This window comes from Salinibaculum sp. SYNS191 (assembly GCF_037338445.1).
Classification (GTDB): Archaea; Halobacteriota; Halobacteria; order Halobacteriales; family Haloarculaceae; genus Salinibaculum; species Salinibaculum marinum.
The window spans coordinates 916,116-942,897 of sequence record NZ_CP147838.1 but is presented as its reverse complement, the minus strand read 5'-3'; the positions used below and the strand labels follow the sequence as shown (position 1 = coordinate 942,897).

Here is a 26,782-nt window from a genome sequence, read left to right as displayed (position 1 = left end):
CCGAGAGCTCCTCGTGGGCGGTGATGACTGCGCCCGCAGCGGCCGACCCCGAGGTCACCGACTTCTCTGCGACCGTCCAGCGCGTCGAGGACCGCCAGGTCGTCCTCGACGAGACGTACTTCTACCCGCAGGGCGGCGGGCAGCCCGCCGACCGCGGCGTCATCGGCGAGCGCGAGGTCGTCGACGTCCAGTCCGTCGACGGCGAGATTCGCCACACGCTCGCCGCTGTGCCGGATTTCGCGGCCGGTGACACCGTCGCCGCCGCTGTCGACCGCGACTTCCGGACCTACTGTATGCGGGCCCACACCGCCAGCCACGCGCTCTACGGCGCGGCACGGCGGGTCTGCGACGACCTCGGTTACGGCGGCTTCGGCATCGGCGAGGAGAAGGTCCGCATCGACCTCGACACGCCGACCACGGTCGACGACGACGTGCTCGTCGAACTGGAGCGGCTGGTCAACCGCGCCGTCTGGGACTCGCTGCCCGTGACCTGGGAGCAGCGCCCGCGCGCGGCGGCGCTGGGTAGCGACGACGTCGCCACGACGACGACGGAGGCCGTCGCGGGTCAGGAGTCGGTCCGCGTCGTCGAAATCGAGGGCTGGGACACCGCCGTCTGCGGGGGCACGCACGTCAGTAACACACGCGAAATCGGACCCGTGACGGTGCTGGACCGCTCGAACCCCGGCGAGGGGCTGACGCGCGTGGAGTTCGCCGTCGGGCCGGTCGCCATCGAACGCCGGGCCGAAGACCACGCCGCGGCCCGGCGCGCCAGTGCCGCCCTGGATGTGCCCCCGGCGGAACTGGACGGGGCCGTCGACCGACTCGTGGAGGAACACGAGTCGCTGACCGAGCAGGTGCAGGACCTCCGCGAGCAGGTCATCTCGGCGCGGCTGTCGGACCTGGAGGGCGCGACGGTCTCCCGCGACGGCCACGCCTGGCTGGCCGGCAGCGTGCCGACGACGGACGCCAACGCGCTCGTGGAGTTCGCCGGACGGCTCGTCGACCAGACGGCGGACGTGGTCGCGCTGGTCGGCGAGGAGGGGACCTACCTCGCGGTGGCCACCGACGGGGACGTCGACGCGAGCCAGGTGGTCGACAGCGTCACCGCGGAGTTCGGCGGCGGCGGTGGCGGCGGCCCGACGACGGCACAGGCTGGCGGCCTTGACGCCGACGCCGAAGACGTCGTGGCCTTCCTCCGCGGCGAGAACTGACCGGCGGCCCGGTGCAGACCCGCCGGACGATTTTTCCCCGCGCCGCGGTAACTCGACCCATGGAGCTTTCGCCCGAGCAGGCCGCCATCCGCGAGACCGTCCGCGAGGTCGCGGTCGAGGAGATTCGTCCCGTCGCCGCGGATGCCGACGCGGCGGAGTCGTTCCCCGAGGACGTCTGGGACACGCTGGCAGACCTGGATTTGACCGCCCTGACCGTCCCCGCCGAGTACGACGGCTTCGACGCGGACCGTCTGACCTACGCCATCGTCAACGAGGAACTGGCCTACGGGTCGCTGGCGGTCGCGACTGCGCTCTCCGTGCACTCCCTTGCCACGTCCTGCATCGCCGAGTTCGGCAGCGAGGACGTCCGCGAGCGCTGGTTGCCGGAGATGGCGGCCGGCCGTCCCGTGGGTGCCTTCGCGCTCTCGGAACCCGAGGCCGGGTCGAACCCGGCGGAGATGGAGACGGTCGCGCACCGCGACGGCGACGCGTACGTCATCGACGGCGAGAAACAGTGGATAACCAACGGCGAACGCAGCGGCGTCGCCGTCGTCTTCGCGAAGACCGACCCCGACGACCCGGAGTCTATCACGCAGTTTCTCGTCCCGAAGGACGCCGACGGCCTGACCGTCGGCCCGCCGGAGGAGAAACTCGGCCTGCGCGCCAGCGACACCACCGCCCTGACCTTCGACGGCGTCCGGATTCCCGCGGAGCACCGCCTCACGGAGGAGGGTCGCGGGCTGGCGGCGGCGCTGTCGATTCTCTCCGGCGGGCGCGTCGGCATCGCCGCGCAGTCGGTCGGCCTGGCGCAGGCGGCGCTGGACGAGGCGATAGAGTACGCCCAGGACCGCGAGCAGTTCGACGCGCCGATCAGCGACATCCAGAGCATCCGGCACAAACTGGCGGAGATGCAGACGACCGTGCAGGCGGGGCGACTGCTGACACGCGACGCGGCCCGGCGGATGGACCGCGGCGAGGACGCCCGGATGGCCGCCAGCATGGCGAAGTACTTCGCCAGTGAAGGGGCGATGGACGTGACTAACGAGGCGGTCCAGATTCACGGCGGCTACGGCTACGTCGAGAGCGACGTCGAGCGGTTCTACCGCGACGCGAAGGTGACGACAATCTACGAGGGAACGACACAGATACAGAAGACCGTCATCGCCCGCGAGATGCTGGACCGGTCCTGAGAGCGAGGCTGCCGACACACATTTGCGGGGGGATTGCCTACCACGTCGTGTGACAGTCGAGTACGATGCGCTGGTGTACGACCTCGACGGGACGCTCGTCGAACTGGACGTGGACTGGGACGAGGTCACGGCCGAGGCGGGTGCCGTGCTGTCGGCCCGGGGCGTCGACACGGACGGGATGAACCTCTGGGACGTGCTCGAGACTGCCGAGGAGAAGGGGCTGCGACGGAAAGTCGAGAGCGTCATCGAAGACCACGAGCGCGAGGGCGCGCGCACGTCGACGCGCCTGCCACTGGCGGACGCTCTCCCGCACGACGTGCCCGTCGGGGTCTGCTCGCTCAACGCCGAGGCGGCCTGCCGCATCGCGCTGGAGGTCCACGGGCTGGACGGCCACGTCGGCGCGCTGGTGGGCCGTGACACCGTCGACGCGCACAAGCCCGACCCGGAGCCGCTGCTAGCGGTGATTCGCGGGCTCGGCACGCAGCCAGGCCAGACGCTGTTCGTGGGTGACACGCAACGGGACCGGCGCACGGCACAGCTAGCCGGCGTCCCCTTCCAGGGCGTGGCCGACCGTCTGGACGGCTGAGCTACGTCTGCTGGGACCGCGCGTAGAGGTAGACGGCGACGGCGACGAGGAACCAGACGACGGCCCCGACGCGGATGGCGAACCCGGCCCTGGCGCTCCAGGTGGGGAGTTCGCGCGTCAGCGACAGCGCGGCCACGAGGGGCGCGCCGACGACGATGGTCGTGACGAACGTGACCTGCATCACCCACCCGTAGTCGACGCCCTCGGGGTCGGTGTGCTCTACCTCCGGTGACACACCCCCGACTACTGACGCGCGGATAAAGCCACTGCCGGTTTCCGCCGCTCGTGTCTGAACGTTTATAAGCGAGCCAGCAGCCAGTTTACCTATGTCTCGGCCGACAGGGTGCCAGACCGACCCCGGTGACGGCCAGCGGCCGGTCTCCGGACCCGTCGAGGCGGACCGGCCATGAGCGTCGCCGTCACCGGAGCGGTGTTCTGGGTGCTGGTCGCGCTCGCCACCGTCACCAGCCTCCTGACGGCCTGGGCGCTGGGCGCGAACAGCAACTCCCCGCCCTTTGCCCCCGCAATCGGCGCGAACGCCATCTCCACGATGAAGGCCGCCTTCCTCATCGGCATCCTCGCCGCGCTGGGAGCGCTCACCCAGGGCGGCAGCATCTCCGAGACCGTCGGGTCCGGTCTCATCGCGAACCAGCCCATCACGTCGCTGGGCGCGACCGCCGGCCTGCTGACGGCCACCGGGTTCATGGCCTTCGGCGTCTACTCCGGCTACCCCGTTCCAGCGGCCTTCGCCACCACCGGCGCGATGATAGGCGTCGGCCTCTCGCTGGGCGGGGACCCCGTCTTCGACACCTACCGGCGCATCGGAACGTTCTGGGTGCTCGTCCCGCCAGTCTCCGGCGGCCTGGCCTACCTCACCGCGACAATCCTCCGGCGGGACGACATCCCCGAGACGGTCGGCGTTCCGCTGCTGGCGGCCGTCGTGGGCGGCATCATCGCCAACGTCCAGCTATCAGTCATTCCCGCCCCCGCTGGCGAACAGCAGGGGACGCTGGCCGGCCTCCCCAGACTGTTCCTCGACTCCGGGCCGCTCACCGCCGTCGGGGCCGGCGTCGTCACAGTCGTCGTCGCGGCGGCGAGTTTCCAGTTCATCCGCCGGCGGACCCAGGACTCGGTCGACCGGGGCATCAAGACGTTCCTCGTCCTGCTGGGCAGCGTCGTCGCCTTCTCCAGCGGCGGCAGCCAGGTCGGCCTGGCGACCGGGCCGCTGGAGAATCTCTACCAGGTCGAACTCGGCCTGCCGGGCGTTCTCCTGCTCGGACTCGGCGCGGTGGGCATCCTCGGTGGCGCGTGGATGGGCGCGCCGCGGCTGTTGCAGGCCACCTCCCGTGAGTACGCCCAGCTCGGCGTCCGGCGGTCGATTGCGGCGCTCGTCCCCGGCTTCATCATCGCCCAGGCCGCCATCACGCTGGGCATCCCCATCTCGTTCAACAACATCATCATCTCGGGGGTCATCGGCGGCGGCCTCGCGGGCGGATCGGCGGGCGTCTCGCGGCGGAAAATCGGCGTCACGCTGGCCTTCTGGCTCGTCACGCTCGTCTCGTCGATAGCCCTCGGGTTCGGGCTCTACCGGGCCTTCGCGACGCTACTCGGCGTGTAGGACTACCGGACGACGGTCACCGTCATCGGCGCGTCGCCGACAACGTCGGTCGCGACGGTGCCCAGCAGGCGGCGCGCGAGTTCGTTCCGGTCGCCGCCGTGGCCCCCCATCACGATGTGGTCGACGCTCCTGTCGGTGGCGACCTCGACGATGGTCTCGGCCGGGTCGCCGGTCTCGACCGCCGTCTCGACGGTCCGACCCCGCTCCGCGGCGCTCGTCCTGGCGCGGTCGACGATGCGCTCTGCGCGCTCGCGGGCGGCCTCTCGCCGGCTCTCTCCGGCGTCCAGCACGCCGCCCTCGCTCATCGGGCTGTCCAGCGGCGTGACGACGTTCAGGACCGTCACCGGACAGTCGAACGTCTCCAGCGCGTGGACCAGCGCGTCGTCGGCCAGGGGCGAGCCATCCAGCGGAACCAGCACGTGCGACGGAGCCATACCGTCACTGGGAAGCGGAGCTACAAGTATGCTGGTCGTCCGCTCCGGTCAGGAGAGTTATAGGTCTGGGCTGCATGACTCCCGACGATGCGAGTGTCAACGAGCGATACGGTCCCCCGGTCGTGGCTCGCGCTCGCCGTCCTCGCGGCGGCGCTTGTGGCCCTCCTCACCGTTGCTCCGGCAGTACAGGCACAGCAGGACCCCGTGCGGACCGACGGCAACACGACGGTTCCCGACGACGTCGTCACGTCGTCGCACCCGGACCCGCCCGAGGACCGGCTGGGCTGGGAGAACGGCGTCTGGTACAACGCCACGCTGGACGTCCAGCAGTTCGACGGCATCGACGACGCGGAACTGCGGGCGCTCACTGCCCGGACGATGGCGCGCGTGGAGTACGTCCGCGGCATCGAGTTCGACCGCACGCCGCCGGTGCGTCTCATCAGCCGGGAACAGCAGCGGGCGGTCGCCTCGTCGCTGACGAACCTCACCGAGACGGAGTCGCGGGCGCTGAACGTCGGCTACGAGGCGCTGTTGCTCATCGGCGAGTCGGCGGACGCGACCGAGTCCCAGGAGGCGCTGGTCAGCACGGGCGTCAGCGCGTACTACGACCCGGAGACGCGCAACATCACGATGATTTCACCGACCGACTCCGGGCTCCGCATCCAGGAGGCGGTCCTCGCGCAGGAACTGTTCCACGCTCTGCAGGACCAGCAGTTCGACACCAGCGAGTCCTACGAGACCATCGAGGACCGGAACGCGGCCCTCGGCGTCATCGAGGGCGACGCCAACTACGTCCAGTACCGCTACGAGCAGCGCTGTGAGGGTGCCTGGGACGGTAGCTGTTACCGTCCGGAGTCGGGTTCCCCGGTGCTGTCCACGCAGTTGAACTACGGCATGGTTCAGCTGTTCGTCCAGCCGTACAACTCCGGGCTGGCGTTCGTGCGCCAGCGCCAGCGCGCGGGGGGCTGGGACGCAATCGACGCCCTCTACGACCGCCTGCCGGAGAGCACCGAGCAGACGATACACCCGGCGCGGTATCCCGACGACACCCCGACGAACCTGACGGTCGCCGACCGCAGCAGCGACGACTGGCGGGTCCTGCGACGGAACGGCGAGCGCGTCACCGGGTCCGTCGGCGAGGCCGGGTGGTTCGTCGCGATGGCCTACCCGGCGATACAGACCCGGGGAGACGCCCAGGTCATCCCGCTCGACGCGCACATCAACTACAACGCAACCACCGGGCAGCTACAGCGCCCGGTCAGCTACAACTACTCGCACCCGATAACGACGGGCTGGGACGGCGACACGCTCCTCCCCTACGTCCCCACAGACTCGACGAGCAACGAGACGGCCTACGTCTTCGAGACGGTGTGGGACTCGCCGGCGGAAGCCGAGGAGTTCGCCGCCGGCTACCGCGACCTGCTGGCCTACCACGGTGCGGAGCGGGTCAACGGGACGAACGACACCTACCGTATCCCGGCCGACAGCGAGTTCGCCGACGCGTTCCGCATCGACCGCGACGGGTCGCGCCTGACCATCGTCAACGCGCCGACGGTCGCCGACCTCCCGGCCGTGCGGCCCGAGGCACCGCCGCAGACCGGGGACCCCGACGGGAACGGCAGCACCGCGACGGCGACGGCAACCCCCGGCGGGTCGACGCCCACGGCGGACGCCACAGCCACCTCGACCGAAGACGGGACGGCCACAGAGACGCCCGGCGGGTCTGGACCAGGGTTCGGACTGGTCGGGGCCGTGGTAGCGGTCCTGGCCGCCGCCGCGTTCGCCGTCCGCCGCCGCTGACCCTGGGCGACCCCCCAACCGTGACAACTAATTACGGAGAGTTCGTTTGCACGACCAGATGCTTCCGGACCTGCGGGAGCGAGTCCGCGCGACTCTCGGCCGCGCGAAGACGCTTCTCTGGCGGGCCTTCTCCGAGGAACACACGACCGAGGAAGTCGCACAGAGCTTCAGTCTCGGCGTGTTCATCACGATGCTGCCAACGCTTGGAACCGGCTTTCTCGCCTTCGTCGCGCTCGCCGCCGTCGTCGACCGCCTGAGCAAACTCGCCCTGGTCGCCTCCGCCGTCGTCTTCAACCCCGTCGTCAAGTGGGGCGTCTACGGGCTCTCGGTCGGCCTCGGGTTCTTCCTGCTCGGGCCGGTCGAGGGCGTCTCGATGTCCGAGGTGTCGCTGAATGCCGCGCCGGAGGTCGTCCTCCGTCTCGTCGTCGGCAACACCATCCTCGCCATCCTCGCCGCGGTGCCGAGTTACTTCGTCGCCTACCGCGTGGTCGACAACTACCGTGCCAACGAGGACGGCCGCCTCCGACAGTTCGCCCGGCGGGTCGGCATCGCGACCGACGGCGGCGAGGACTCGGGTACCGACGTCTCCTCGGGGACGGACAACGCCTAGGACCCCATACGTTTTATCCGCCGCGTGCCACGCACAGGGTATGACTACCGTGCGGGACCTCCAGGAGATGGCGGGCGAGACGCCCATCACGATGCTGACTGCCTACGACGCCCTGACCGCGACCATCGTCGACGAGGCCGGCGTCGACGTCGTCCTCGTCGGCGACAGCATGGGCAACGCCATCCTCGGGTACGACGACACCCTCCCCGTGACCGTCGACGAGGTGGCCTCGCGGACCGGCGCTGTCGCACGCGGGGCAGAGGACGCGCTCGTCGTCGCCGATATGCCCTTCCTCTCCTTCGGCACCGACCGCGCCGAGTCCGTCGAAAACGCCGGCCGGATGCTCAAGGAGGAGGGCGCGAACGCCGTCAAGATAGAGAGCGGCCCCCACACCGTCGAGTTGACCGAACACCTCTCGAATCTGGGCATCCCGGTCATGGCCCACGTCGGCCTCACGCCACAGAGCGTCAACCAGACCGGCTACACCCGCCAGGGGACAGACGAGGAGCAGGCGAAGGACATCTTCGACACCGCCGTCGCCCACGAGGAGGCCGGCGCCTTCGCCTGCGTGCTCGAACACATCCCGGCCAACCTCGCGTCGCACATCACGGAGTCGCTGACGATTCCGACCATCGGCATCGGTGCCGGGCCGGACTGCGACGGCCAGGTGCTGGTCGTCAACGACGCGGTGGGACTGAGCGACTGGTCGCCGCCCTTCGCCGAGGCCTTCGGGAACGTCCGCGAGGAGTTCGAATCGGCCGCCAGCGACTACGTCGAGGCAGTCCAGGACGGCGAGTTCCCGGCAGAGGAGCACAGCCACGTCGCCGAGGAACTGGACGAGTTCTACTAGGGCGGCTCCTCGAAGCGCCGCCGTGGACGCGTCCTGTCGCGGTCCCAGTTACTCAGCCCCCGAGACCGTCCAGAAAGGTCCCGACCGCGCTCGAAAAGGCCGTCGGCTGCTCCAGCATCGCCAGGTGCGCGGCGTCCTCGACGAGCGCCAGCTGGCCGTCCGGTATCTCCCCGGCGAGGAACTCGTGGGAGGCGACGGGCGTGAGCTGGTCGTGTTCGCCGACCAGCGCGAGCACGGGGACGTCGACGTCGCCGACGCGCTCGCGCACGTCGAAGGTGTGGCAGGTCAGGAAGTCCCGCTCGGTCACGGCCCGCCCGACCGACCGCATGGTCTCCGTCGACGGGTCGACCAGCCGCGGCGTCGGGTCGTGAAACAGCCGGTCGGGTTCGTGCAGCGTCCGGATTGCCGCCTCGAAGTCCCCGGCCAGCGCCTCGCGTAGCGACTCGTGGACGGCGAGTTTCGCGCCGGACCCGGCGAGGACGGCGGCCCGGAGGTCGAGGGCACGCTCCAGCAGGACGTGCTGGACGACGGCCCCGCCCAGCGAGTTGCCGACGAGTACGTCGGCGTCGGTCGCGGTCGCGACGGCACAGACGTCGTCGGCGTAGGCGGCGAGCGTCTCGCTGCCCGCCGGCGTGTCCACGTCCTCGGAATCCCCGTGGCCGCTCAAATCGACCGCGACCGCTGGATGGGACGGCCCCTGCGGGCCGTACTGCGGGGCCCACGCCTGGTGCGTCCCGCCGCTGCCGTGGACGTACAGTACCGTCGGTCCGTCCCCGTCTGGCTGTGTGACCCGGTACGCGGTCTCCCGTCCGTCGTGGCTGACCTGCTCCATGCCCTCCGTTCGACCCCGCAGCACTTCGTCGTGTGGGGTCCCGGGCAGGTGTGAACCGCATTCAATGAGTTCCTGTCTATACCCCGCCTGTCGGACGGTTTTTAGCGATAGGTTTATATACTATCTTCACTTACCAGTAGTTAGTATGAGTGTCAAAGAGCAGCTTGCAGGACGCGACGTCGACGTGCGTCGCTTCGAGTACGACGACGCCACGACCCTGGCCGTCGACTTCGGAGCCGAAAAGTCGACGTCGGTGGACGTGGTCGGCGATACGGTCATCGTCGTCGTCGGGGACGAGCAGTACGACATCGAACTCGACGGCGACGCGCAAGCGTTTATGAAAAATGGCGTCCTCACTATCGAGGTGAAGGAATGAGACTCACTGTCAAACCACTGAAACAGAAGGACGCGGGCCGCGGACTCGCGGCCATCGACCGCCAGGCGATGGCGGAGATGGGCGTCGAGAACGGTGACTACATCGTCATCGAGGGCCCGGACGGCCGCGCCGTCGCGCGCGTCTGGCCCGGCTACCCCGAGGACGACGGCCGCGCGGTCGTCCGCGTCGACGGCCAGCTCCGGCAGGAGACCGGGGCCGGCATCGACGACTCCGTCGAGGTCGAGACGGCCGACGTCAAGCCCGCCACCTCCATCACCGTCGCGCTCCCCCAGAACCTCCGGGTCCGGGGCAACGTCGGCCCGATGATTCGACAGAACCTGAGCGGGCAGGCAGTCACCCAGGGTCAGACGGTCCCGGTCTCCTTCGGGCTCGGCCCGCTCTCCTCGATGTCCAGCCAGAAGATTCCGCTGAAAATCGCGGGCACCGAGCCGAGCGGGACGGTCGTCGTCACCGAGTCGACCGAGGTCGAGGTCTCCGAACAGCCCGCCGAGCAGATAGCGGGCGCGCCGGCCGGCGGCGAGCGCGAGACCCCGGACGTGACCTACGAGGACATCGGCGGCCTGGACCGCGAACTCGAACAGGTCCGCGAGATGATAGAGCTGCCGATGCGCCACCCCGAGCTGTTCCAGCAACTCGGCATCGAGCCGCCGAAGGGCGTCCTCCTCCACGGCCCGCCGGGCACCGGCAAGACGCTGATGGCCCGCGCAGTCGCCAACGAGATTGACGCCTACTTCACCGACATCTCCGGGCCGGAGATCATGTCGAAGTACTACGGCGAGAGCGAGGAGCAACTCCGCGAGATATTCGAGGAGGCCGAGGAGAACGCCCCTGCTGTCGTCTTTATCGACGAAATCGACTCCATCGCCCCGGAGCGCGGCGAGACCAGCGGTGACGTGGAACGCCGCGTCGTCGCCCAGTTGCTCTCGCTGATGGACGGCCTCAACGAGCGCGGCGAGGTCGTCGTCATCGGCGCGACCAACCGGGTCGACGCGATCGACCCCGCGCTGCGCCGCGGCGGCCGCTTCGACCGCGAAATCGAGGTCGGCGTCCCGGACCGGGACGGCCGCGAGGAGATTCTGCAGGTCCACACCCGCGGGATGCCCCTCTCGGAGAAGGTCGACCTCGAACAGTACGCCGAGAACACGCACGGGTTCGTCGGCGCCGACATCGAGCAACTCGCCAAGGAGGCGGCGATGAACGCCCTCCGGCGCATCCGTCCCGAACTCGACCTCGAAGAGGACGAGATCGACGCCGAGACGCTGGAGCGCCTGGAGGTCACGGAAGACGACTTCAAGCAGGCGCTGAAGGGTATCGAACCCTCCGCCCTGCGGGAGGTCTTCGTCGAGGTCCCGGACGTCAGCTGGGACGACGTGGGCGGCCTCGACCAGACGCAGGAACGGCTCCGCGAGACCATCCAGTGGCCGCTAGAGTATCCCGAGGTCTTCCGGCAGATGGACATGGAGTCCGCCAAGGGCGTGCTGATGTACGGTCCGCCCGGCACCGGCAAGACGCTGCTGGCGAAGGCCATCGCCAACGAGGCACAGAGCAACTTCATCTCCATCAAGGGGCCGGAGTTGCTCAACAAGTACGTCGGCGAGTCGGAGAAGGGCGTCCGCGAGGTGTTCGAGAAGGCCCGGTCGAACGCACCGACCGTCGTCTTCTTCGACGAAATCGACTCCATCGCGGGCGAGCGCGGCCGCCACTCCGGTGACTCCGGCGTCGGCGAGCGCGTCGTCTCCCAACTCCTGACCGAACTCGACGGGCTGGAGGAACTGGAGGACGTCGTGGTCATCGCGACGACCAACCGGCCGGACCTCATCGACCCCGCGCTGCTCCGTCCGGGACGGCTGGACCGCCACGTCCACGTGCCCGTCCCCGACGAAGAGGGCCGCCGCAAGATATTCGAGGTCCACACCCGCGACAAGCCGCTGGCGAGCGACGTCGACCTCGACAGCATCGCCCGCCGCACGGAGGGGTACGTCGGGGCCGACATCGAGGCGGTCTGTCGCGAGGCATCGATGGCCGCGACCCGGGAGTTCATCGAGAGCGTCGACCCCGAGGAAATCGACGAGAGCGTCGGCAACGTCAAGGTGACCGCCGACCACTTCGAGCAGGCACTGGAGGAGGTCACCCCCAGCGTCGACGAGGAAGTCAAGGAGCGCTACGAGGCAATCGAAGAGCGCTTCGGCAAGCGCGACACTGAACTCGAAGAGGAAGAGAAGGTCGGCCGGACCTTCCAGTAGACGCTCCGCTTGGCCCACTTCCGTTTTCGCTGCCGCTCCCTTCGTGGACTGCCCGGTCGTTCCTGGTAACCGTCAAACGCAATCCCCTTGTCCGCTCCGTCCCTTCTCTCGCCCATGCAACTGCAGGCCCGCGACCGTGTGCGTGAACTGACAGTCGTTCTGTCGGTCGTCTCACTGGCGCTCGTGTTCGGGACCGCCGGCGGGTTCGTCCCCGAGACGCTCCTCCCCCGGGTCGGGCCGCTCGTCGCCGCGATTCCCCACCTCAACGCCGCCCTGAGCGCAACCGCCCTCGTGACCATCGCCGTCGGCGTCCGCGCTATCAAGGGCGGCGACATCTCCCGACATCGCGGGGCGATGGTCGCCACGACCGTCGTCTTCCTCGCCTTCCTGGTGCTCTATCTCTACCGCATCGCCCTGGAAGGCCCCAGCGACTTCCCGGGGCCGTCGACCATCTACCAGTTCGTCTACCTCCCGCTGCTGGCGATTCACATCCTGCTGGCGGTCGTCTCCATCCCGCTCGTCTACTACGTGTTGCTCGTCGCGGTGACCCGTCCCGTCGCCGCCATCCGGGAGTCGCCCCACTCCCGCGTCGGTCGCGTGGCGGCGACGCTGTGGGCCGTCTCCTTCGCGCTCGGCATCGTCGTGTACCTCATGCTGTACGTCGTCCCCTGGTCCCCGTAGGCTTTTCAGTACCCCCGGTGTAGCCGGGAGCCATATGTCCGGTGAGTCGGCGACACGCGCCCGGTGGCGGTACCTTGTCAGCGCACTGGGCGCGCTCCTGGCCGCGGTCGGCATCGGGACGGTGCTGCTCGACGGCCGGCTCACGGGGACTGAACTCCTCCAGGTCTCCTCGCTGGTCGTCCTCTGTGGCCTGCTCGTCGTCGCCGGGGGCCGCATCGCCGTCGACATCGACGACCCGGCCGACGCCGTCCGCGTGCTGGCCTGGATGAGCGCCGGTGTGCTCGCGCTGGGCGCGCTCGGGGCCTGGGCGCGCGTCGTCGTCCCGACCGTCGGGACCGCGTTCCAGACGGCACTCCTGTTCCTCTCGGTGCTCGCCGCGGGCGCGCTGTTCGGTGCCGTCGTCGGCGACTACGACGTCCGGAGCCGCCGGCTAGTCGAGCGCGCGAGCCGCGAGGCGGCCCGCCGGGAGTTCGTCGACGACCAGCGGGCGGCGCTGTCGACGCTCAACGACATCCTCCGCCACCAGATTCTCAACGACCTCAACGCCATCAGCGGCCGCGCGGAACTGCTCGAGGACGGGAAGATAGACCGGGACGTGGCCGTCGACTCCATCGTCGCCCACTGCGAGCACATGGACCAGACCGTCGACCGCCTGGAGACCGTCCTCGACGCGCTGACGTGGGTCACCGCGAGTGACCCCAGGCCCGTCGGCGCGGCAATCGACCGCGCCGCCGCGACACTGCACGAGCGCCATCCCGACGTCGCCGTCACCGTCGAGGGCGACACCGACGCGGCCGTCACCGCCGACGAACTGCTCTCTCTCGCTATCGCCGAGGTACTCGACAACGCCGTCGTTCACGGAACCCCACCCGTGACAGTCTCCGTCGACGCCCGCGTGGAAAGCGTCGTCGTCGCCGTCGCTGACACCGGTGGGGACGTCCCGCTCCGGTCCGACACCCTGTTCGAGCCCAACACCCGCGGGCCGGACAGCGACGGGGACGGCCTCGGGCTCTTCCTCGCGGACCTGATTCTCGACCGCTACGGCGGGGCCGTCCGGCTGGCTGGCGATGCGGGGACGACGTTCGAAATCGAGGTGCCGAGTGGGGACGGAGACGCAGACGTCGCGTAATCAGTCGTCGGCGCTGGCCGGGGAGCCGATGGTCGGCCGGGTGACGTCCCGGTCGCGTTCCTCCCCCTCGATGTCGTAGGGGTACTTCCCGGTGACACACCCGAGGCAGAGGTCGGTGTCGTCTTTCCCCAGCGCCTCGGTGATGGCCCCGATGGAGAGGTACGACAGCGAGTCGGCGCCGACGTGGTCCCGGATGTCCTCGACGCTGCGGTCGGACGCGATGAGTTCCTCCCGGGTCGCCATGTCGATGCCCAGATAACAGGGGGCGACGATGGGCGGCGCGCCGATGCGGACGTGGACCTCCTCCGCCCCGGCGTCCCGCAGCAACTCGATGAGTTGCGTCGAGGTGGTGCCGCGGACGATGGAGTCGTCGATGAGGGTGACGCTGCGACCCTCGATAGTTGACTTGATTGGGTTGAGCTTCAGCCGCACCGCGCGCTCGCGTTCGTCCTGCGTCGGCATGATGAACGTCCGGCCGACGTACCGGTTCTTCATCAGGCCCTCCGCGAACTCGACGTCAGCCCCGTCCTCGGCGGCGGCCTCGGCGTAGCCCGAGGCGAAGGAGCGCCCGGAGTCCGGGACCGGCATCACGACGTCGGTCTCGACGCCCGATTCGTTCCAGAGCGCCTCGCCGAGGTTGCGACGGACTTCGTAGACGAGTTCGTCGTTGATGACCGAGTCCGGGCGGGCGAAGTAGACGTGCTCGAAGAAGCAGTGAGCGGTGTTCTCGCGCTCGACCAGCTGGTAGGTGTCGTAGCCGGACCCGTCGGGCTTGAGGACGACCAGTTCGCCCGGCTTCACGTCGCGGATGAGTTCGCCGTCGAGCGTGTCGATGGCGGCGGACTCCGAGGCGATGACGTAGCCGTCCTCGAGTTCGCCGATGCAGAGCGGCCGGTTGCCCTGCGGGTCGCGCACGCCCAGCACCGTCTCGTCGTGCATGATGGTCAGCGAGTACGAGCCGTGGATGCGGGACATGGTGGACTTGACGGCACGCACCAGGTCCTCCTCCAGGAGGTTCCGCGCCAGGTCGTGGGCGATGACCTCCGTATCGCCGTTGGAGGTGAAGGCGTGACCGAGGTCGGCCAGTTCCTGGCGAACCTCGTCGGTGTTGACGAGGTTGCCGTTGTGCGACAGGCCAAGGGACCCGGACTTGAACGAGACGGAGAACGGTTGGGCACAGCAGGCACCCAGTCCGCCCTGGGTGGGGTAGCGGACGTGGCCGATGCCGTTGGGGCCGTTCAACTGGTCTAAGTCCTCCTGGTCGAAGACGTCGCCGACCATGCCGGTCCCGACGTGGTCGTGTTGCTGGAAGCCGTCGTGGGTGACGATGCCGGCGGCCTCCTGGCCGCGGTGCTGGAGGGCGTAGAGGGAATAGTAGAGCGGGCGGGCGGCGCCACGGTCGGAAAGAGAGATTCCGACGACGCCGCACTTCTCGTGCATGTTACTCTTTACTTTGCCACTCGTAGCCGCGGCGCTTTGCCGACTTCCCGAATCCGCACGACGAACAGACCTTCTTCTTCTTGTGATACGACTTCTCGCCACAGCGGCGACACTTGACGTGTGTCGTGGTGTTCTTCTTGCCCTGGCTCGGGGTTCCTGCACCAGTCATGGGTTGATGGAGACGACGTTATCGCCGCGTATAATCGTTGTGTCTTCGCCCTCTTCGACGACCAGATTCATGTGCTGGTCGTACCCCGCGAGGACGCCCTCGTATATCTCCCCGCCCTTCAGATGGACCGTGACGGCCTCTCCGACGGATGCCTCCAGCACGTCCAGCGGTCTGTTCCCGTGGTCGCTCATACCCCTACGGGGCGGTGTCGGGAGCATAAACGTACCGGCTCACCCTGACCCCGACGCCCCGTCTCTCCACACCTGGTCCCCGTTTCGTTCCCACCTACTGTCGGGGACCGCTCGATTCCTTTCGACAGTCGTACCAGGCTCTGAGGCGGCAGATTTCGAGGTTCGCACCAGAATCACTTTGTCCCGCGCCGGGCAAGCCGGACCCGGGTGAGCACACATCTCGACCCCAGACGCAACCGGGACTGCGGCCCGGACGACGCGACTCGACGGCGTTCGCTCGGCGGTATCGTTCCACCACCTCTCCGGCCTGACGGCGGCGGTCACGTACGTCGTCATGGTGCTGGGGGCGTACACCAGCGCCATCGGTGCGGGGCTGTCCTGCCCGGACTGGCCGACCTGCTACGGGACGTGGGTCCCATTCCTCCACTCCGGCGTCGTCGCCGACGCGCCCTACACCGCCGTACAGATATTCGCCGAGTGGGTCCACCGCGGGCTCGCCTTCGCGCTCGGCTTCCTCATTCTGGGAACGGTCATCGCCGCCTGGCGCTGGCAGCGCGACCGGCGGCTCGTCGTCGGCGCGGCCACGCTCGCCGTCGCTTTGCTCCCGCTACAGGTGTACCTCGGCCGACTGACGGTGACGGAACTACTCCAGCCGGTCGTCGTGACCGGCCACCTCAGCGTCGCCCTGCTCATCCTGCTGGCGCTCTCGACCGCGACGGTGGGAAGCTGGTTCGGCGAGCGAACTGACGCCGCTGTCGGTGGTGAGTGATTTCTGCGAGGGCTACCTGCCGTAGGCGTCCAGCAGGTCCCACTCCTCGCGCATCAGTTCGCGGACGCCGTGAGTGAGGATTCCCTCGCCCAGTGAGGTGGCTCGATAGTAGGAGTGCAGGCCATCGCTGTCGGGTTCGCTACGCTTGCGGTTCTCGACGAGCCCGACGTCGACGAGCGTGTCGAGGTAATAGTGAAGGGTGTTCGATTCGACGTCGAGTGCCTGTTTCAGTTCACTGGCACTCCGAGCCCCTTCGTCGACGAGGTGGTCGAGAACCCGGAACCGCGTCTCGTTCCCGATTGCTCGTTGCATGTCCAGATACTCCGAAAGCGACAGGATGCTGTGCTCGGGCAGGATGCCCTCGCCGTCGCCGGTCCCTGGTCCGCTCCGCTCTACCATGTCGTTTGTTTTGCTGCCAGGGGGAAAAACGTTCCATGACTCAGTAAGCGCTGAATAAGGGCGGTTATTAAGAGCTCAGATGTCGACCGAGAACTCCTGGTCGTGCGCCGAGAGCGCGAACTCGGCGAGCAGGTCCGCCGTCGCGTCCAGGTCCTCCAGGTCCAGCACCTCGACGGGGGTGTGCATGTAGCGGTTGGGGACGCCGAGGTTCAGCGACGGAATCCCGCCCCGCGAGGTGAAGAAGGCGTCGGCGTCGGTCCCGGTGCGGCTCCCGGTGGCCTGCAACTGCACGTCGATGTCGGCCTCGGCGGCGGCCTCGCGGACTGCCGAGACGACCTTCGGGTGGTTCGCGCTCCCGCGGGCGACGACCGGTCCCGCGCCGAGTTCGAGCCCGGTCTCCTTGCCGCTTGGCGTCCCCGGCGCGTCCGTCGCGTGGGTCACGTCCGTGGCGACGACGGCGTCCGGGGCGAGGTCGAACCCGACCATCTTCGCGCCCTGGAGGCCGAGTTCCTCCTGGACCGTCGAGACGGCGTAGACGGTCGCCTCGGGGCCGCGCTCGGCCGCGCGGCGGAGTCCCTCGGCGGCCGCCCAGATACCGATGCGGTTGTCCAGTCCCCGGGCGGCGACGCGTTCGCCCGCCAGGTCGGAGATGGTCTGGTCGAAGGTGATCGGGTCGCCGACCTCGACGAGTTCCTCGGCTGCCTCGCCGTCCTCGACACCGATGTCGACGTGTTGCTCCTCGATGTCGTCGACCTTGTCCTCCTCGGGGTCCCGGAGGTGGATGGCCGTCTGTCCGACCACACCGGGTACGGGACCGTCGTCCGTGTGAATCCGGACGTGCTGTCCCTTCGAGATCGTCCGGTCGGAGCCGCCGATGGGTGTCATCCGAATCATCCCGCTGTCCTCGACGTCCCGGACCATGAACCCGATCTCGTCGCCGTGGCCCGCCAGCGCCACTTCGGTGTCGCCGCCCTCCACGATGGCGACGGCGTTGCCGTAGTCGTCGGTCCGTACCTCGTCGGCGAACTCGGAGACGTACGCTACCCAGGTTCGCTGTCCGGCCGTCTCGAAGCCGGAGGGGGTCGCAGTCGAGAGCAGGTCGTCCAGGAACGCGCGACGGTTCTCGTCCATACTCGCCCTTGGGAGGCCGCCGGCCTGAAACCACCGGTCGCCGTTCGGGTTTGCGCTCGCGCCCAAACCGCTAAGGGTCGGCTCACCGAACGTATCACTATGGGAGAATTCACACTCCTGAAACTCCAGCTCGACGATGCATCGTTCAGCGCGAACGCGCCCTTCAGCAGCGGCGAGACAGAGGAAGCGGTCGAAATCGACGAGGAAACGGACGAGAGCGGGGGTGGCGTCGTCCCCTTCTTCGTCGGACTGTTCTTCCTCGTCGTCCTCGCCGCCGCCGCCCGGAAGTTCCTCGGCGAGTCGGAGGAACCGCTCGAACCACTGGAATCGCAAGAGGACTAGCGGGTCCCCGAGGGGAAGACATTTGCCGCGGGCTCCCCTGGAGACGGTAATGAGTCTCTATCGAAGCGTTCGCGCCGTCACGGGTGCCAGCGGCGACGGGCCCGTCGACTGGGACGCCGTCGCCGACGCCGCGAAGGCGGCGACAGAGCCCGGCGACCTCGACCTGGACGGCGCCGAGCGGGCGGCCTACGCTACCGACGTCCGCGACGCTCGCGACCGCATCCGGGCGGTGGCCGCGCTCGATTTCCACCTGCCGGACACCGTCGAGATACAGAACCGCCACCACTGGATGGACAGGAACGTCGCCACCTTCGAGCGGGTGATGGCACCCGTCGAGTCACAGGCCCAGTACATCCCCGGCGTCGCCCGGGTGCTCAACACCGGGTCGATGGCCGTCGCGCTCTCCTTTCTCGCGAACAACGTCCTCGGCCAGTACGACCCGCTGTTGCTCGCCGACGGCGACGACCACGCGCTGTACTTCGTCCGGCCGAACATCACGCGCGTCGCGGACTCTCTCGACGTGGACTATCCGCGCTTTCGCCGCTGGATAGCCTTCCACGAAGTCGCCCACGCCGCCGAGTTCGGCGCTGCCCCCTGGTTGCCGGAGTACCTCGAATCCTCGATGGAGGAGGCCATCGAACACCTCGCGGAGGGTTCCATCGACCGGGAACGCCTCGGCCGCCTCGACACGGCGATGACGGCCGTCGAGGGGTACGCGGAACTCGTGATGGACCGGGCGTTCGACGGCGAGTTCGCGGACCTCCGCGCGAAACTCGACGAGCGGCGACAGGGTCGCGGCCCGCTCCAGCGGCTCATCCGCCGCGTCCTGGGCCTGAGTATGAAACGCCGCCAGTACGAACGCGGCAAGGACTTCTTCGACACTGTCGTCGACGCGAGCGACATCGAGACCGCCGGACGGGTCTGGGAGTCGCCGGAGACGCTGCCGACCGACGAGGAACTCGACAATCCCCGGGCGTGGCTGGCCCGGGTTGCCTGATGGTCAGGGAACTCGCCGACGGCGTCTGGCTGCTGGAACTCGGCCTCGTCCCGCCGCTGGCCTCGAACGCCTACCTCGTCGAGTATCGTGATGCTCTCACCCTGGTCGACGCCGGCCTGTTCGTCAATCACCCCTCCATCGGGAGCGAACTCGCCGCCGCCGGCTACGACGCGAGCGACATCGACCGCGTGCTCGTCACTCACTACGACATCGACCACGTCGGCGGCCTGCGCTCGCTGACCGGCTTCGACGGGCCGGTCCACGTCGGCGCGGCCGACCTGGCACTCGCCGACGGCTCCGCGACGCCGCCGCTGACCCACAAGGGGCTGTTCCACCGCGCCGTCAGGCCCGTCTGGGACCTCGACGGCTTCGACGTGGTCCCGGTCGCGGACGGCGACCGCATCGGCGGGTTCACCGCCCACCACACGCCCGGGCACAACCCCGGACACACCGTCTACGTCCACGACGACCTGGGGCTGGCGTTGCTGGGCGACCTGGTCTGGGAGGACGGCGGCACCCTGACCACGCCGGAGTGGTACGACTCCTACGACATGGCACAGCTCCGGGCGAGCGTCCGGGCGCTGGTCGACCGGCTCCCCGCGTTCGAGGTGGCCGCGATGGGCCACGGCGACCCGATACTCACCGGCGGGCACGCGGCGCTCGCCGACCTCGCGACGCGGTGCTGACTGCTGGCCCGAACGACACCTCTTTCCATCCGCTTCCAGAACGACGGGTATGGAACCAAAGCGGGAACTGACGAGCGTCGACCTCGCGGCGCTCGCCGGCGAACTCGGTGCCTACGAGGGCGCTGGCGTCGACAAGGCCTACCTCTACGAGGACGGCCTGCTGCGGCTGAAACTCCGCCACTACGAGCGGGGTCGCGTCGAGGTGCTGATAGACGTCGGTGACACGAAACACGTCCGCGTCGCCGACGCCGACAACGTCCCGCCCGCCCCCGAGCGCCCGCCGAACTTCGCGATGATGCTGCGCAACCGGCTGGCGGGCGCGGAACTGGCCGGCGTCGAGCAGTTCGAGTTCGACCGCATCATGCAGTTTCACTTCGAGCGCGAGGACGACAGCACCACCGTCGTCGCGGAACTGTTCGGCGACGGCAACGTCGCGGTCCTCGACGGCACCGGCGACGTGGTCGACTGTCTCGACACCGTCCGGCTGAAGTCCCGGACCGTCGCGCCGGGCGCGCAGTACGAGTTCCCCGACGCGCGCTTCAACCCGCTGTCGGTCGACTACGACGGCTTCGCCGCCCGGATGCACCAGTCCGACACCGACGTCGTGCGGACGCTGGCGACGCAGTTCAACTTCGGCGGCCTCTGGGGCGAGGAACTGTGCACCCGTGCCGGCGTCGAGAAGACCCAGGCCATCGCCGACACCGACGAGGACGACGTCCGGCTTCTCTACGAGACGGTCGGCGACCTCGCGACCGCACTCAAGAGCGGGGACCTGGACCCGCGCGTCTACCACGAGCGGGAGGACGGCGAGAAGGGCCCGCGCGTCGACGTGACGCCGGTGCCGATGGAGGAACACGCCGACCTCTACCCGGAGCCGTTCGACCGCTTCACCGCCGCGCTGGACGACTACTTCACCAACTTCGAGGCGGACCACGCCGACCAGGGCCAGGAGTCGACCGGGCGCAACCGGCCCGACTTCGAGGCCCAGATAGAGAAACAGAAGCGCATCATCCAGCAACAGCAGGGCGCAATCGAGGACTTCGAGGACCAGGCCGAGGCCGAACGCGAGAAGGCCGAGGCGCTGTACGCTCACTACGACCTGGTCGACGACGTGCTGTCGACGGTGCGGGCGGCCCGCGAGGAGGGGCGTGCCTGGGAGGCCATCGAGGAGCGCTTCGCAGAGGGGGCCGAGCAGGGCATCGCCGCGGCGGAAGCGGTCCGGTCGCTGGACGGCAGCGAGGGAACGGTGACGATGGACGTGGGCGAGCACACGGTGACGCTGGTCGTCGCCGACGGCGTCGAGAAGAACGCCGACCGCCTCTACACCGAGGCCAAGCGCATCGAGGACAAGAAGGAGGGCGCAGAGCAGGCCATCGCCGAGACGCGCGCCGAACTGGAAGCCGTCGAGCAGCGCCGCGAGGAGTGGGAGGCCGGCGACGCGGACGAGGCGGACGCCGAGGAGGAATCGGACGAGGAGACCGAGGACGTCGACTGGCTCGGCCGGGCGTCCATTCCGGTCCGCAGCGACGAGCAGTGGTACGAGCGCTTTCGCTGGTTCCACACCAGCGACGGCTTCCTGGTCATCGGCGGCCGCGACGCCGAGGACAACGAGGCCATCGTCAAGAAGTACCTCGACCGGGGCGACCTGTTCTTCCACGCGCAGGCCCACGGCGGCCCCGCGACGGTGCTGAAGGCGACGGGACCGAGCGAACCCGCCGACGAGGACATCGAGATTCCCGACCGCTCGAAGCGGGAGGCCGCCCAGTTCGCCGTCTCCTACTCCTCGGTCTGGAAGGACGGCAAGTTCGCCGGCGACGTCTACATGGTCGGCCCGGACCAGGTCTCGAAGACGCCCGAGAGCGGCGAGTACCTGGAGAAGGGCGGGTTCGCCATCCGCGGCGACCGCACGTACTTCGAGGACACGCCGGTCGGCGTCGCCGTCGGCATCACCTGCGAACCCGAGACGCGGGTCATCGGCGGCCCAGCGGACCCCATCGTCGACCGCGCGGAGACGGCAATCGAGGTGGAACCAGGGAAGTTCGCACAGAACGACATCGCCAAGCGCCTCTACCGGGAGTTCCGCGACCGCTTCGCCGACGACTCCTTCGTCCGGAAGGTCGCCAGCCCGGACCGCATCCAGGAGTTCCTGCCGCCCGGTGGCAGTCGGATGGTGGAGTAGCTGTCGACCGGGCCACCAATAGTCGTATGGTACTCCGTCTCGAACACCCGGCCTGAAAGTGCTCTCGCGCCGTCGTCTCATCGTGGTCGGACTTCTCGCGCTCGCCGGAACCTATCTGGTAGCTGGCGGGCTGGGGCTCCCGACGGCCACCCCCGCAGACGGCGAGGTGCTGAACCGGTCTGTGCTCGTCCAGCCAGACCCCGGCGGGAGCTACCTCTGGCCGTACACCTCGCGCGAGCGGTCCCCGGAGGGACGGACGCTGGCGACGAACCTCGTCGTCCACGGTGACGACGAGCGCGTCCGGCGCGTGCTGACCGAGCGGTCGGCGCTGGACTGGGAACTGGCCGAGGAGACAAACGAGACGGCCGCGAACGCCTCGGTAGCGAACGCCAGCGCCGAGAACGCGAGCGCGCCGGCGGAGGCGACTGCTGACGCCCGGCAGGTGCGCGTCCAGCCGGTGGAGTTCGACCAGAGCCTCCTCTCGTGGAACGACGCCCACGGCTCGACGCGGTACTCCTACATCGACGCCCGGCCAGTCGGGGGCGAGGCACGGTGGGTCGACGAGACGTTCCAGGTCCACGCGGGCAACTACTTCGGCGGCCGGTACCACATCCGGGCGTACACGCTCCCCGAGACGTCCTGGACGGCCATCCAGGTCCACCGGGAGTACTGGGACTGGTTCCGACTGCGCCACACCGTCACCGACATCCGCGACTCACGGACCAGACTGGAGAAGGAGTTCATCGGCCAGCCCTACGTCCGCAGCGTCAGCCGCGAGTACTACGGCGTCGAGCGCGGCTGGAACGACGGCTGGCTCTCGACCGTCCGCATGGTCCCCGGACTCGCCGCGTTGCTCGTCGGCGGTCTGCTCTCCCTCGAGACCCGCCGGTCACTCGTCGACGAGAGCCGGCGCTTCCTGCGCTGGAGCGGCCGCAACGTCCGCGGTATCGTGCTCGCGACGGCGCTCGCGGCGGTCTATCTCGGCGTCCGCAGCGTCGCCGTCGTCATGGAACTGGCCGTCGCCGACGTGGACCCGCGGGTCTTCCTCGCGGTGCTGTACCCCGCCATCGCCGTCGGCCTGCCGGCGCTGGCCTTTGGCCTCGGCCAGCCGTTCGGTGCGACCTCACGGTTCGAGCGCATCCAGCGGGTCTCCCGGTGGCTCGGCCCTCGGCTGGACCCCTTGCCGGCCTTCGGCTTCGTCGTCGCCGGGCTCGGCGGCGCGTTCGTCCTGGACTTCGGTGGGCTGGGGGTCCGCTCGATTCCCATCCAGTTGGCTCTGCACCGCGTGGGACTGACCGTCGCGCTCGGCCTCGTCGCGGCCGGCGCGACGCGCATCGACGACCGTGGCGCCGGGCTCATCGTCGTCGGCGTCGTCGGCTGGCTCCTGGGGCTCGTGATGCCACTCCTGGGTTACGTCTGAAAAGCGGTGGGCGTCGGAAACGGCAGTCCGGTGTGAGTCCCCAGCGGCCGGGCATCAGGTCCCAAACTAGACTACCCGGCAACTCTACGTTGAGCGCGCGGATGCCTGTCCGTGTTGCCGTCGTCTTGAGGGGGTTTATGTACTCGCCGGGTCAACGGAGGAAATCCGGCAGCCGCCCCTCGGTTACACCATGCCCTTGCCGAGCAGTTCGCGGGCGATGATGTTCTTCTGTATCTCGGTGGTTCCCTCGTAAATCTGGGTTATCTTCGAGTCGCGATAGAGTCGCTCGACGTCGAAGTCGTCGACGTAGCCCGCGCCGCCGTGAATCTGGACGGCCTCGTCGGCCACGTCCGTCGCGACCCGGGAGGCGTACTCCTTGGCCATGGAGGCCAGCATCGTCAGCTGGTCCTCCGCGTTGTCGACGCTCCAGGCCGACTTGTAGGTGAGCTGTCGGGCGGCCTCCGTCCGGGTGTGCATGTCAGCGAGCTTGTGCTGGATGGCCTGAAAGTCGCCGATTTGCTGCCCGAACTGCTCGCGCTCCTGGGCGTAGTCCAGCGCGCGGTCGGCCGCGCCCTTCGCGATGCCGACGCCCTGTGCGGCGACGGCGGTGCGGGTCTCGTCGAAGAACTGCATGAGCTGGAGGAAGCCGCCGCCGCGCGTGCCGACGAGGTTCTCCTCCGGGACGCGCACGTCGTCGAAGATGAGTTCCGCGGTGTCCGACGCGCGGATACCGAGCTTACCGGTTATCTTCTCGGCCGTGAAGCCGTCGCGGTCGGACTCGACGATAATCTGCGAGAAGCCGTTGTACCGACCCTCAGCGTCGGGGTCGGTCTGGGTCATCACGACGAAGTAGTCGCCGACCGAGCCGTTGGTTATCCACATCTTGTTGCCGTTGATGACCCACTCGTCGCCGTCCTTCTCCGCGCGGGTCGAGACCGACGACACGTCCGAGCCCACGTCGGGTTCGCTGATGGCCGCGCCCATGACGGCCTCGCCGCGGGTTATCGGCTCCAGGTACTCCTCTTTCTGTTCCTCCGTCCCGAAGCCCATGATGGCCTCGCCGCCGAAGGCGGCGGAGGTGACACACAGTCCGATGCCGGGGTCGACGGCGAACAGTTCCTCGATGATGAGTGCGATTTCCAGCGTCGAGTAGCCCGCACCGCCGTACTCGACGGGGATGTTCGCCCCGGTCAGTCCCATCTTGGCCGCCTCCTCCATCACGTCGTGGGGGTACTTCTCCTCGCGGTCGTACTCGCCGGCGACCGGTGCCACCTCGTTCTCGGCGAAGCGCCGAACCTCGTCGCGGATTTGCTTCTGTTCGTCGGTCAGTCCGAAGTCCATAGTTCTAGAAACTCACAAATGCATTTAGAGTTTTTCCCGACTGGATAAACTCCATTTGCGTTGTTCCCCGTAGAAAGAAACGTTGAAACCCCGCGCGCGTGACCAAAACAAACGTTGACTTATGGAACTTGATGATATCCAGACCATCACGGTGCTTGGCGCGGGCACCATGGGACATGGTATCGCAGAGGTTGCCGCACTCGCCGGGTACGACGTTCGTCTTCGGGACATCGAGGAGGAAATCGTCCAGGACGGGTACGACCAGATAGAGTGGAGCCTGGACAAACTCGCCGAGAAGGACATCATCGGCGAGGACGAACGGGACGCGGCCATCGAGAGCGTCGAGCCCGTCGTCGACCTGGAGGAGGCTGTCGACGACGCGGACGTCGTCATCGAGGCCATCATCGAGCAGATGGACATCAAGAAGGACGTCTACCAGGAACTCGATGCGGCCGCGCCCGAGCGGACCATCTTCGCCTCGAACACGTCGAGTCTCTCCATCACAGAGCTGTCGGAGGTCACGGACCGCCCCGAGCAGTTCTGTGGCATGCACTTCTTCAACCCGCCCGTGCAGATGGACCTCGTCGAGGTCATCAACGGCGCGCACACCGCCGAGGAGACGACGGACCTCGTCGCGGACCTGGCGGAGTCCTTCGGCAAGACGCCGGTCCACGTCCACAAGGACGAACCGGGCTTCGTCGTCAACCGCATCCTCGTGCCGCTGATGAACGAGGCCTGCTGGATGGTCGCAGAGGACTTCGCCACCATCGCGGAAGTCGACTCCACCACGAAGTACGACATCAACCTCCCGATGGGTGCCTTCGAACTGGGCGACCAGGTCGGGAACGACGTCATCCTGCACGTCCTCGACTACATGCACGAGGTGCTGGGTGACGCCTACGAGCCCTCGCCGCTGCTCCAGCAGAAGGTTGACGACGAGGAGTACGGCAAGAAGACCGGCAAGGGCTTCTACGACTACGAGGACGGCGGCGTCGACGTGCCGATGGACGCGGGCCGCGAGGACGTGAAGAACCGGCTGCTCGCCGTCATGGCGAACGAGGCCGGCAAACTCGTCGAGAAGGACGTCGCGCCCGTCGACTCCATCGACCAGGCGGTCAAACTCGGCGGCGGCTTCCCGGACGGCCCGGCGAAGATGGCTGACGACGCCGGCCTGGACTCCCTCGTCGAGGCGCTCGAAGCGGCCCACGAGGAGACGGGCCACGAACGCTACGCGGTCAGCGACGGCCTGCGGGCGGCGGCCGAGGACGGCGGCTTCTACGGCGGCGACGACGACGGTGACGAGGTCGACTTCGACACCATCCTCGTCGAGTACCCCGCCGAGAACGTCGGGCAGATCGTCCTCGACCGGCCACACCAGATGAACACGGTCAGCCCCGAACTCATCGAGGAGTTCGACGCCGCGCTCGACCTGTTCGAGGCGGACGACGACGTGCGTGCCGTCCTCATCACCGGTGCCGGCGACCGCGCCTTCTGTGCCGGTGCCGACGCCGTCGGCATGGCCGGCAGCGCGAACCCCATCGACGCCGTCGACCTGATGCGGACCGGCCAGGAGACCTGGGGCCGCCTGGAGGACCTCTCGATGCCCGTCGTCGCCGGTATCGACGGGTACGCCCTCGGTGGCGGGATGGAACTCGCGACCTGTGCGGACATGCGCGTCGCCAGCGAGCGCTCGACGTTCGGCCAGCCCGAACACAACCTCGGCATCATGCCCGGCTGGGGCGGCACCCAGCGGCTCAAGCACCTCATCGGCGAGAGCCGCGCGAAGGAGGTCATCTTCACCTGCGACCACTACGACGCCGAGACGATGGCGGAGTACGGCTTCGTCAACGAGGTCGTCGACAACGACGAGTTCGAGGACGCCGCGCTCGAACTCGCCGAGGACCTCGCCGCCGGCCCGCCGCTGGCCCAGGAGTACACGAAGAAGGCATTCAGCGCCGGCCGTGACGACACCGACGCCGGACTCGAAGTCGAGGCGCAGGCGATGGGCCACCTCATCGGCTCGGAGGACTTCCTCGAAGGCGTCTCCAAGATGCAAAGCGACGACGACCCCGAGTTCGAAGGCAAGTAAAGCGACTCCGCGTCGCGCTACGCACTCCATTTTTGCGCGCCGTTGCGG

At 68.5% G+C, this 26,782-nt stretch carries 27 protein-coding genes; 18 read left to right on the top strand and 9 right to left on the bottom strand.

Annotation, left to right across the window (positions count from 1 at the left end):
- Window positions 1–23 precede the first annotated feature (23 nt).
- The 3 genes from WDJ57_RS05090 to WDJ57_RS05080 are packed head-to-tail and all read left to right on the top strand — an operon-like array spanning window position 24 to window position 2,987.
- Window positions 24–1,211 carry an alanyl-tRNA editing protein gene (locus WDJ57_RS05090; RefSeq protein ID WP_338904473.1) on the top strand — a complete coding sequence of 396 codons (1,188 nt, stop codon included), beginning with the start codon at window positions 24–26 and terminating at the stop codon, window positions 1,209–1,211.
- A gap of 59 nt (window positions 1,212–1,270) precedes the next feature.
- The gene (locus WDJ57_RS05085) at window positions 1,271–2,401 is read left to right on the top strand and encodes an acyl-CoA dehydrogenase family protein (protein ID WP_338904472.1); all 1,131 of its coding nucleotides are present in this window, start codon (window positions 1,271–1,273) and stop codon (window positions 2,399–2,401) included.
- Window positions 2,402–2,450: 49 nt separating this feature from the next.
- On the top strand, window positions 2,451–2,987 hold the full coding sequence (locus tag WDJ57_RS05080) for an HAD family hydrolase (protein WP_338904470.1): 537 nt from the start codon (window positions 2,451–2,453) through the stop codon (window positions 2,985–2,987).
- Between the two features lies 1 nt (window position 2,988).
- On the opposite strand, the gene WDJ57_RS05075 is transcribed toward WDJ57_RS05080, so the two are convergent.
- Window positions 2,989–3,168, bottom strand: coding sequence for a DUF5822 domain-containing protein (locus WDJ57_RS05075; RefSeq protein WP_338906254.1), 180 nt, complete (start codon window positions 3,166–3,168; stop codon window positions 2,989–2,991).
- Window positions 3,169–3,393: 225 nt separating this feature from the next.
- Between WDJ57_RS05075 and WDJ57_RS05070 the strand changes: the two genes are divergently transcribed.
- Window positions 3,394–4,605 (top strand): inorganic phosphate transporter, encoded by a 1,212-nt coding sequence (locus tag WDJ57_RS05070; RefSeq protein ID WP_338904468.1) that lies wholly within the window; start codon window positions 3,394–3,396, stop codon window positions 4,603–4,605.
- 2 nt (window positions 4,606–4,607) lie between these two features.
- Here WDJ57_RS05070 and WDJ57_RS05065 read toward each other — a convergent pair whose 3' ends face one another.
- Window positions 4,608–5,039, bottom strand: coding sequence for a universal stress protein (locus WDJ57_RS05065; protein ID WP_338904466.1), 432 nt, complete (start codon window positions 5,037–5,039; stop codon window positions 4,608–4,610).
- A gap of 87 nt (window positions 5,040–5,126) precedes the next feature.
- On the opposite strand from WDJ57_RS05065, the gene WDJ57_RS05060 reads away from it, so the two are divergent.
- Genes WDJ57_RS05060 through panB form a run of 3 tightly spaced genes read left to right on the top strand, consistent with a single transcriptional unit; the run spans window position 5,127 to window position 8,299 of the window.
- Window positions 5,127–6,839 (top strand): Hvo_1808 family surface protein, encoded by a 1,713-nt coding sequence (locus tag WDJ57_RS05060; RefSeq protein ID WP_338904464.1) that lies wholly within the window; start codon window positions 5,127–5,129, stop codon window positions 6,837–6,839.
- 58 nt (window positions 6,840–6,897) lie between these two features.
- Window positions 6,898–7,449: a DUF2062 domain-containing protein gene (locus WDJ57_RS05055; protein WP_338904462.1), complete on the top strand. Its 552-nt coding sequence runs from the start codon at window positions 6,898–6,900 to the stop codon at window positions 7,447–7,449.
- Window positions 7,450–7,489: 40 nt separating this feature from the next.
- Window positions 7,490–8,299: a 3-methyl-2-oxobutanoate hydroxymethyltransferase gene (panB, locus tag WDJ57_RS05050; RefSeq protein ID WP_338904460.1), complete on the top strand. Its 810-nt coding sequence runs from the start codon at window positions 7,490–7,492 to the stop codon at window positions 8,297–8,299.
- A 52-nt stretch (window positions 8,300–8,351) separates the two neighbouring features.
- Here panB and WDJ57_RS05045 read toward each other — a convergent pair whose 3' ends face one another.
- Window positions 8,352–9,131, bottom strand: a complete 780-nt coding sequence (locus WDJ57_RS05045; RefSeq protein WP_338904458.1) for an alpha/beta fold hydrolase — start codon at window positions 9,129–9,131, stop codon at window positions 8,352–8,354.
- Window positions 9,132–9,276: 145 nt separating this feature from the next.
- Here WDJ57_RS05045 and WDJ57_RS05040 point away from each other — a divergent pair, with 145 nt between their 5' ends.
- The 4 genes from WDJ57_RS05040 (at window position 9,277) to WDJ57_RS05025 (ending at window position 13,581) form a co-directional block, all read left to right on the top strand.
- Window positions 9,277–9,507, top strand: a complete 231-nt coding sequence (locus tag WDJ57_RS05040) for a DUF7127 family protein (RefSeq protein ID WP_338904457.1) — start codon at window positions 9,277–9,279, stop codon at window positions 9,505–9,507.
- Window positions 9,504–11,771, top strand: coding sequence for a CDC48 family AAA ATPase (locus WDJ57_RS05035; protein WP_338904455.1), 2,268 nt, complete (start codon window positions 9,504–9,506; stop codon window positions 11,769–11,771). The genes WDJ57_RS05040 and WDJ57_RS05035 overlap by 4 nt, the downstream gene beginning before the upstream one ends.
- Window positions 11,772–11,885: 114 nt before the next feature.
- Complete coding sequence (locus WDJ57_RS05030) at window positions 11,886–12,452, top strand: DUF420 domain-containing protein (RefSeq protein WP_338904453.1); 567 nt, start codon at window positions 11,886–11,888, stop codon at window positions 12,450–12,452.
- Between the two features lie 34 nt (window positions 12,453–12,486).
- Window positions 12,487–13,581: a sensor histidine kinase gene (locus WDJ57_RS05025; RefSeq protein WP_338904451.1), complete on the top strand. Its 1,095-nt coding sequence runs from the start codon at window positions 12,487–12,489 to the stop codon at window positions 13,579–13,581.
- On the opposite strand, the gene purF is transcribed toward WDJ57_RS05025, so the two are convergent.
- The 3 genes from purF to WDJ57_RS05010 are packed head-to-tail and all read right to left on the bottom strand — an operon-like array spanning window position 13,582 to window position 15,381.
- Window positions 13,582–15,021, bottom strand: coding sequence for an amidophosphoribosyltransferase (gene purF, locus WDJ57_RS05020; RefSeq protein WP_338904450.1), 1,440 nt, complete (start codon window positions 15,019–15,021; stop codon window positions 13,582–13,584).
- A gap of 1 nt (window position 15,022) precedes the next feature.
- Complete coding sequence (locus tag WDJ57_RS05015; RefSeq protein ID WP_338904448.1) at window positions 15,023–15,190, bottom strand: 50S ribosomal protein L37e; 168 nt, start codon at window positions 15,188–15,190, stop codon at window positions 15,023–15,025.
- Complete coding sequence (locus WDJ57_RS05010) at window positions 15,187–15,381, bottom strand: LSM domain-containing protein (RefSeq protein ID WP_338904447.1); 195 nt, start codon at window positions 15,379–15,381, stop codon at window positions 15,187–15,189. The genes WDJ57_RS05015 and WDJ57_RS05010 overlap by 4 nt, the downstream gene beginning before the upstream one ends.
- 334 nt (window positions 15,382–15,715) lie before the next feature.
- Here WDJ57_RS05010 and WDJ57_RS05005 point away from each other — a divergent pair, with 334 nt between their 5' ends.
- Window positions 15,716–16,150: a COX15/CtaA family protein gene (locus WDJ57_RS05005; RefSeq protein ID WP_338904445.1), complete on the top strand. Its 435-nt coding sequence runs from the start codon at window positions 15,716–15,718 to the stop codon at window positions 16,148–16,150.
- 12 nt (window positions 16,151–16,162) lie between these two features.
- Here WDJ57_RS05005 and WDJ57_RS05000 read toward each other — a convergent pair whose 3' ends face one another.
- Together WDJ57_RS05000 and WDJ57_RS04995 are read right to left on the bottom strand one after the other, a co-directional pair.
- Window positions 16,163–16,549, bottom strand: coding sequence for a winged helix-turn-helix domain-containing protein (locus tag WDJ57_RS05000; RefSeq protein WP_338904443.1), 387 nt, complete (start codon window positions 16,547–16,549; stop codon window positions 16,163–16,165).
- A 75-nt stretch (window positions 16,550–16,624) separates the two neighbouring features.
- Complete coding sequence (locus WDJ57_RS04995; RefSeq protein ID WP_338904441.1) at window positions 16,625–17,680, bottom strand: M20/M25/M40 family metallo-hydrolase; 1,056 nt, start codon at window positions 17,678–17,680, stop codon at window positions 16,625–16,627.
- 99 nt (window positions 17,681–17,779) lie between these two features.
- Between WDJ57_RS04995 and WDJ57_RS04990 the strand changes: the two genes are divergently transcribed.
- From WDJ57_RS04990 to WDJ57_RS04970, 5 genes are all read left to right on the top strand, one after another.
- Complete coding sequence (locus WDJ57_RS04990) at window positions 17,780–18,022, top strand: hypothetical protein (RefSeq protein WP_338904439.1); 243 nt, start codon at window positions 17,780–17,782, stop codon at window positions 18,020–18,022.
- Between the two features lie 49 nt (window positions 18,023–18,071).
- Window positions 18,072–19,019 (top strand): zinc-dependent metalloprotease, encoded by a 948-nt coding sequence (locus WDJ57_RS04985; protein ID WP_338904437.1) that lies wholly within the window; start codon window positions 18,072–18,074, stop codon window positions 19,017–19,019.
- Complete coding sequence (locus WDJ57_RS04980; RefSeq protein ID WP_338904435.1) at window positions 19,019–19,705, top strand: MBL fold metallo-hydrolase; 687 nt, start codon at window positions 19,019–19,021, stop codon at window positions 19,703–19,705. Before WDJ57_RS04985 ends, WDJ57_RS04980 begins: the two co-directional genes overlap by 1 nt.
- Before the next feature lie 49 nt (window positions 19,706–19,754).
- On the top strand, window positions 19,755–21,884 hold the full coding sequence (gene rqcH, locus WDJ57_RS04975) for a ribosome rescue protein RqcH (protein WP_338904434.1): 2,130 nt from the start codon (window positions 19,755–19,757) through the stop codon (window positions 21,882–21,884).
- An 82-nt stretch (window positions 21,885–21,966) separates the two neighbouring features.
- Window positions 21,967–23,304 carry a hypothetical protein gene (locus tag WDJ57_RS04970; protein ID WP_338904433.1) on the top strand — a complete coding sequence of 446 codons (1,338 nt, stop codon included), beginning with the start codon at window positions 21,967–21,969 and terminating at the stop codon, window positions 23,302–23,304.
- Window positions 23,305–23,487: 183 nt separating this feature from the next.
- Here WDJ57_RS04970 and WDJ57_RS04965 read toward each other — a convergent pair whose 3' ends face one another.
- Complete coding sequence (locus WDJ57_RS04965) at window positions 23,488–24,645, bottom strand: acyl-CoA dehydrogenase family protein (RefSeq protein WP_338904432.1); 1,158 nt, start codon at window positions 24,643–24,645, stop codon at window positions 23,488–23,490.
- A 121-nt stretch (window positions 24,646–24,766) separates the two neighbouring features.
- Between WDJ57_RS04965 and WDJ57_RS04960 the strand changes: the two genes are divergently transcribed.
- Complete coding sequence (locus WDJ57_RS04960) at window positions 24,767–26,734, top strand: 3-hydroxyacyl-CoA dehydrogenase/enoyl-CoA hydratase family protein (RefSeq protein ID WP_338904431.1); 1,968 nt, start codon at window positions 24,767–24,769, stop codon at window positions 26,732–26,734.
- The last annotated feature ends 48 nt before the right edge of the window (window positions 26,735–26,782 follow it).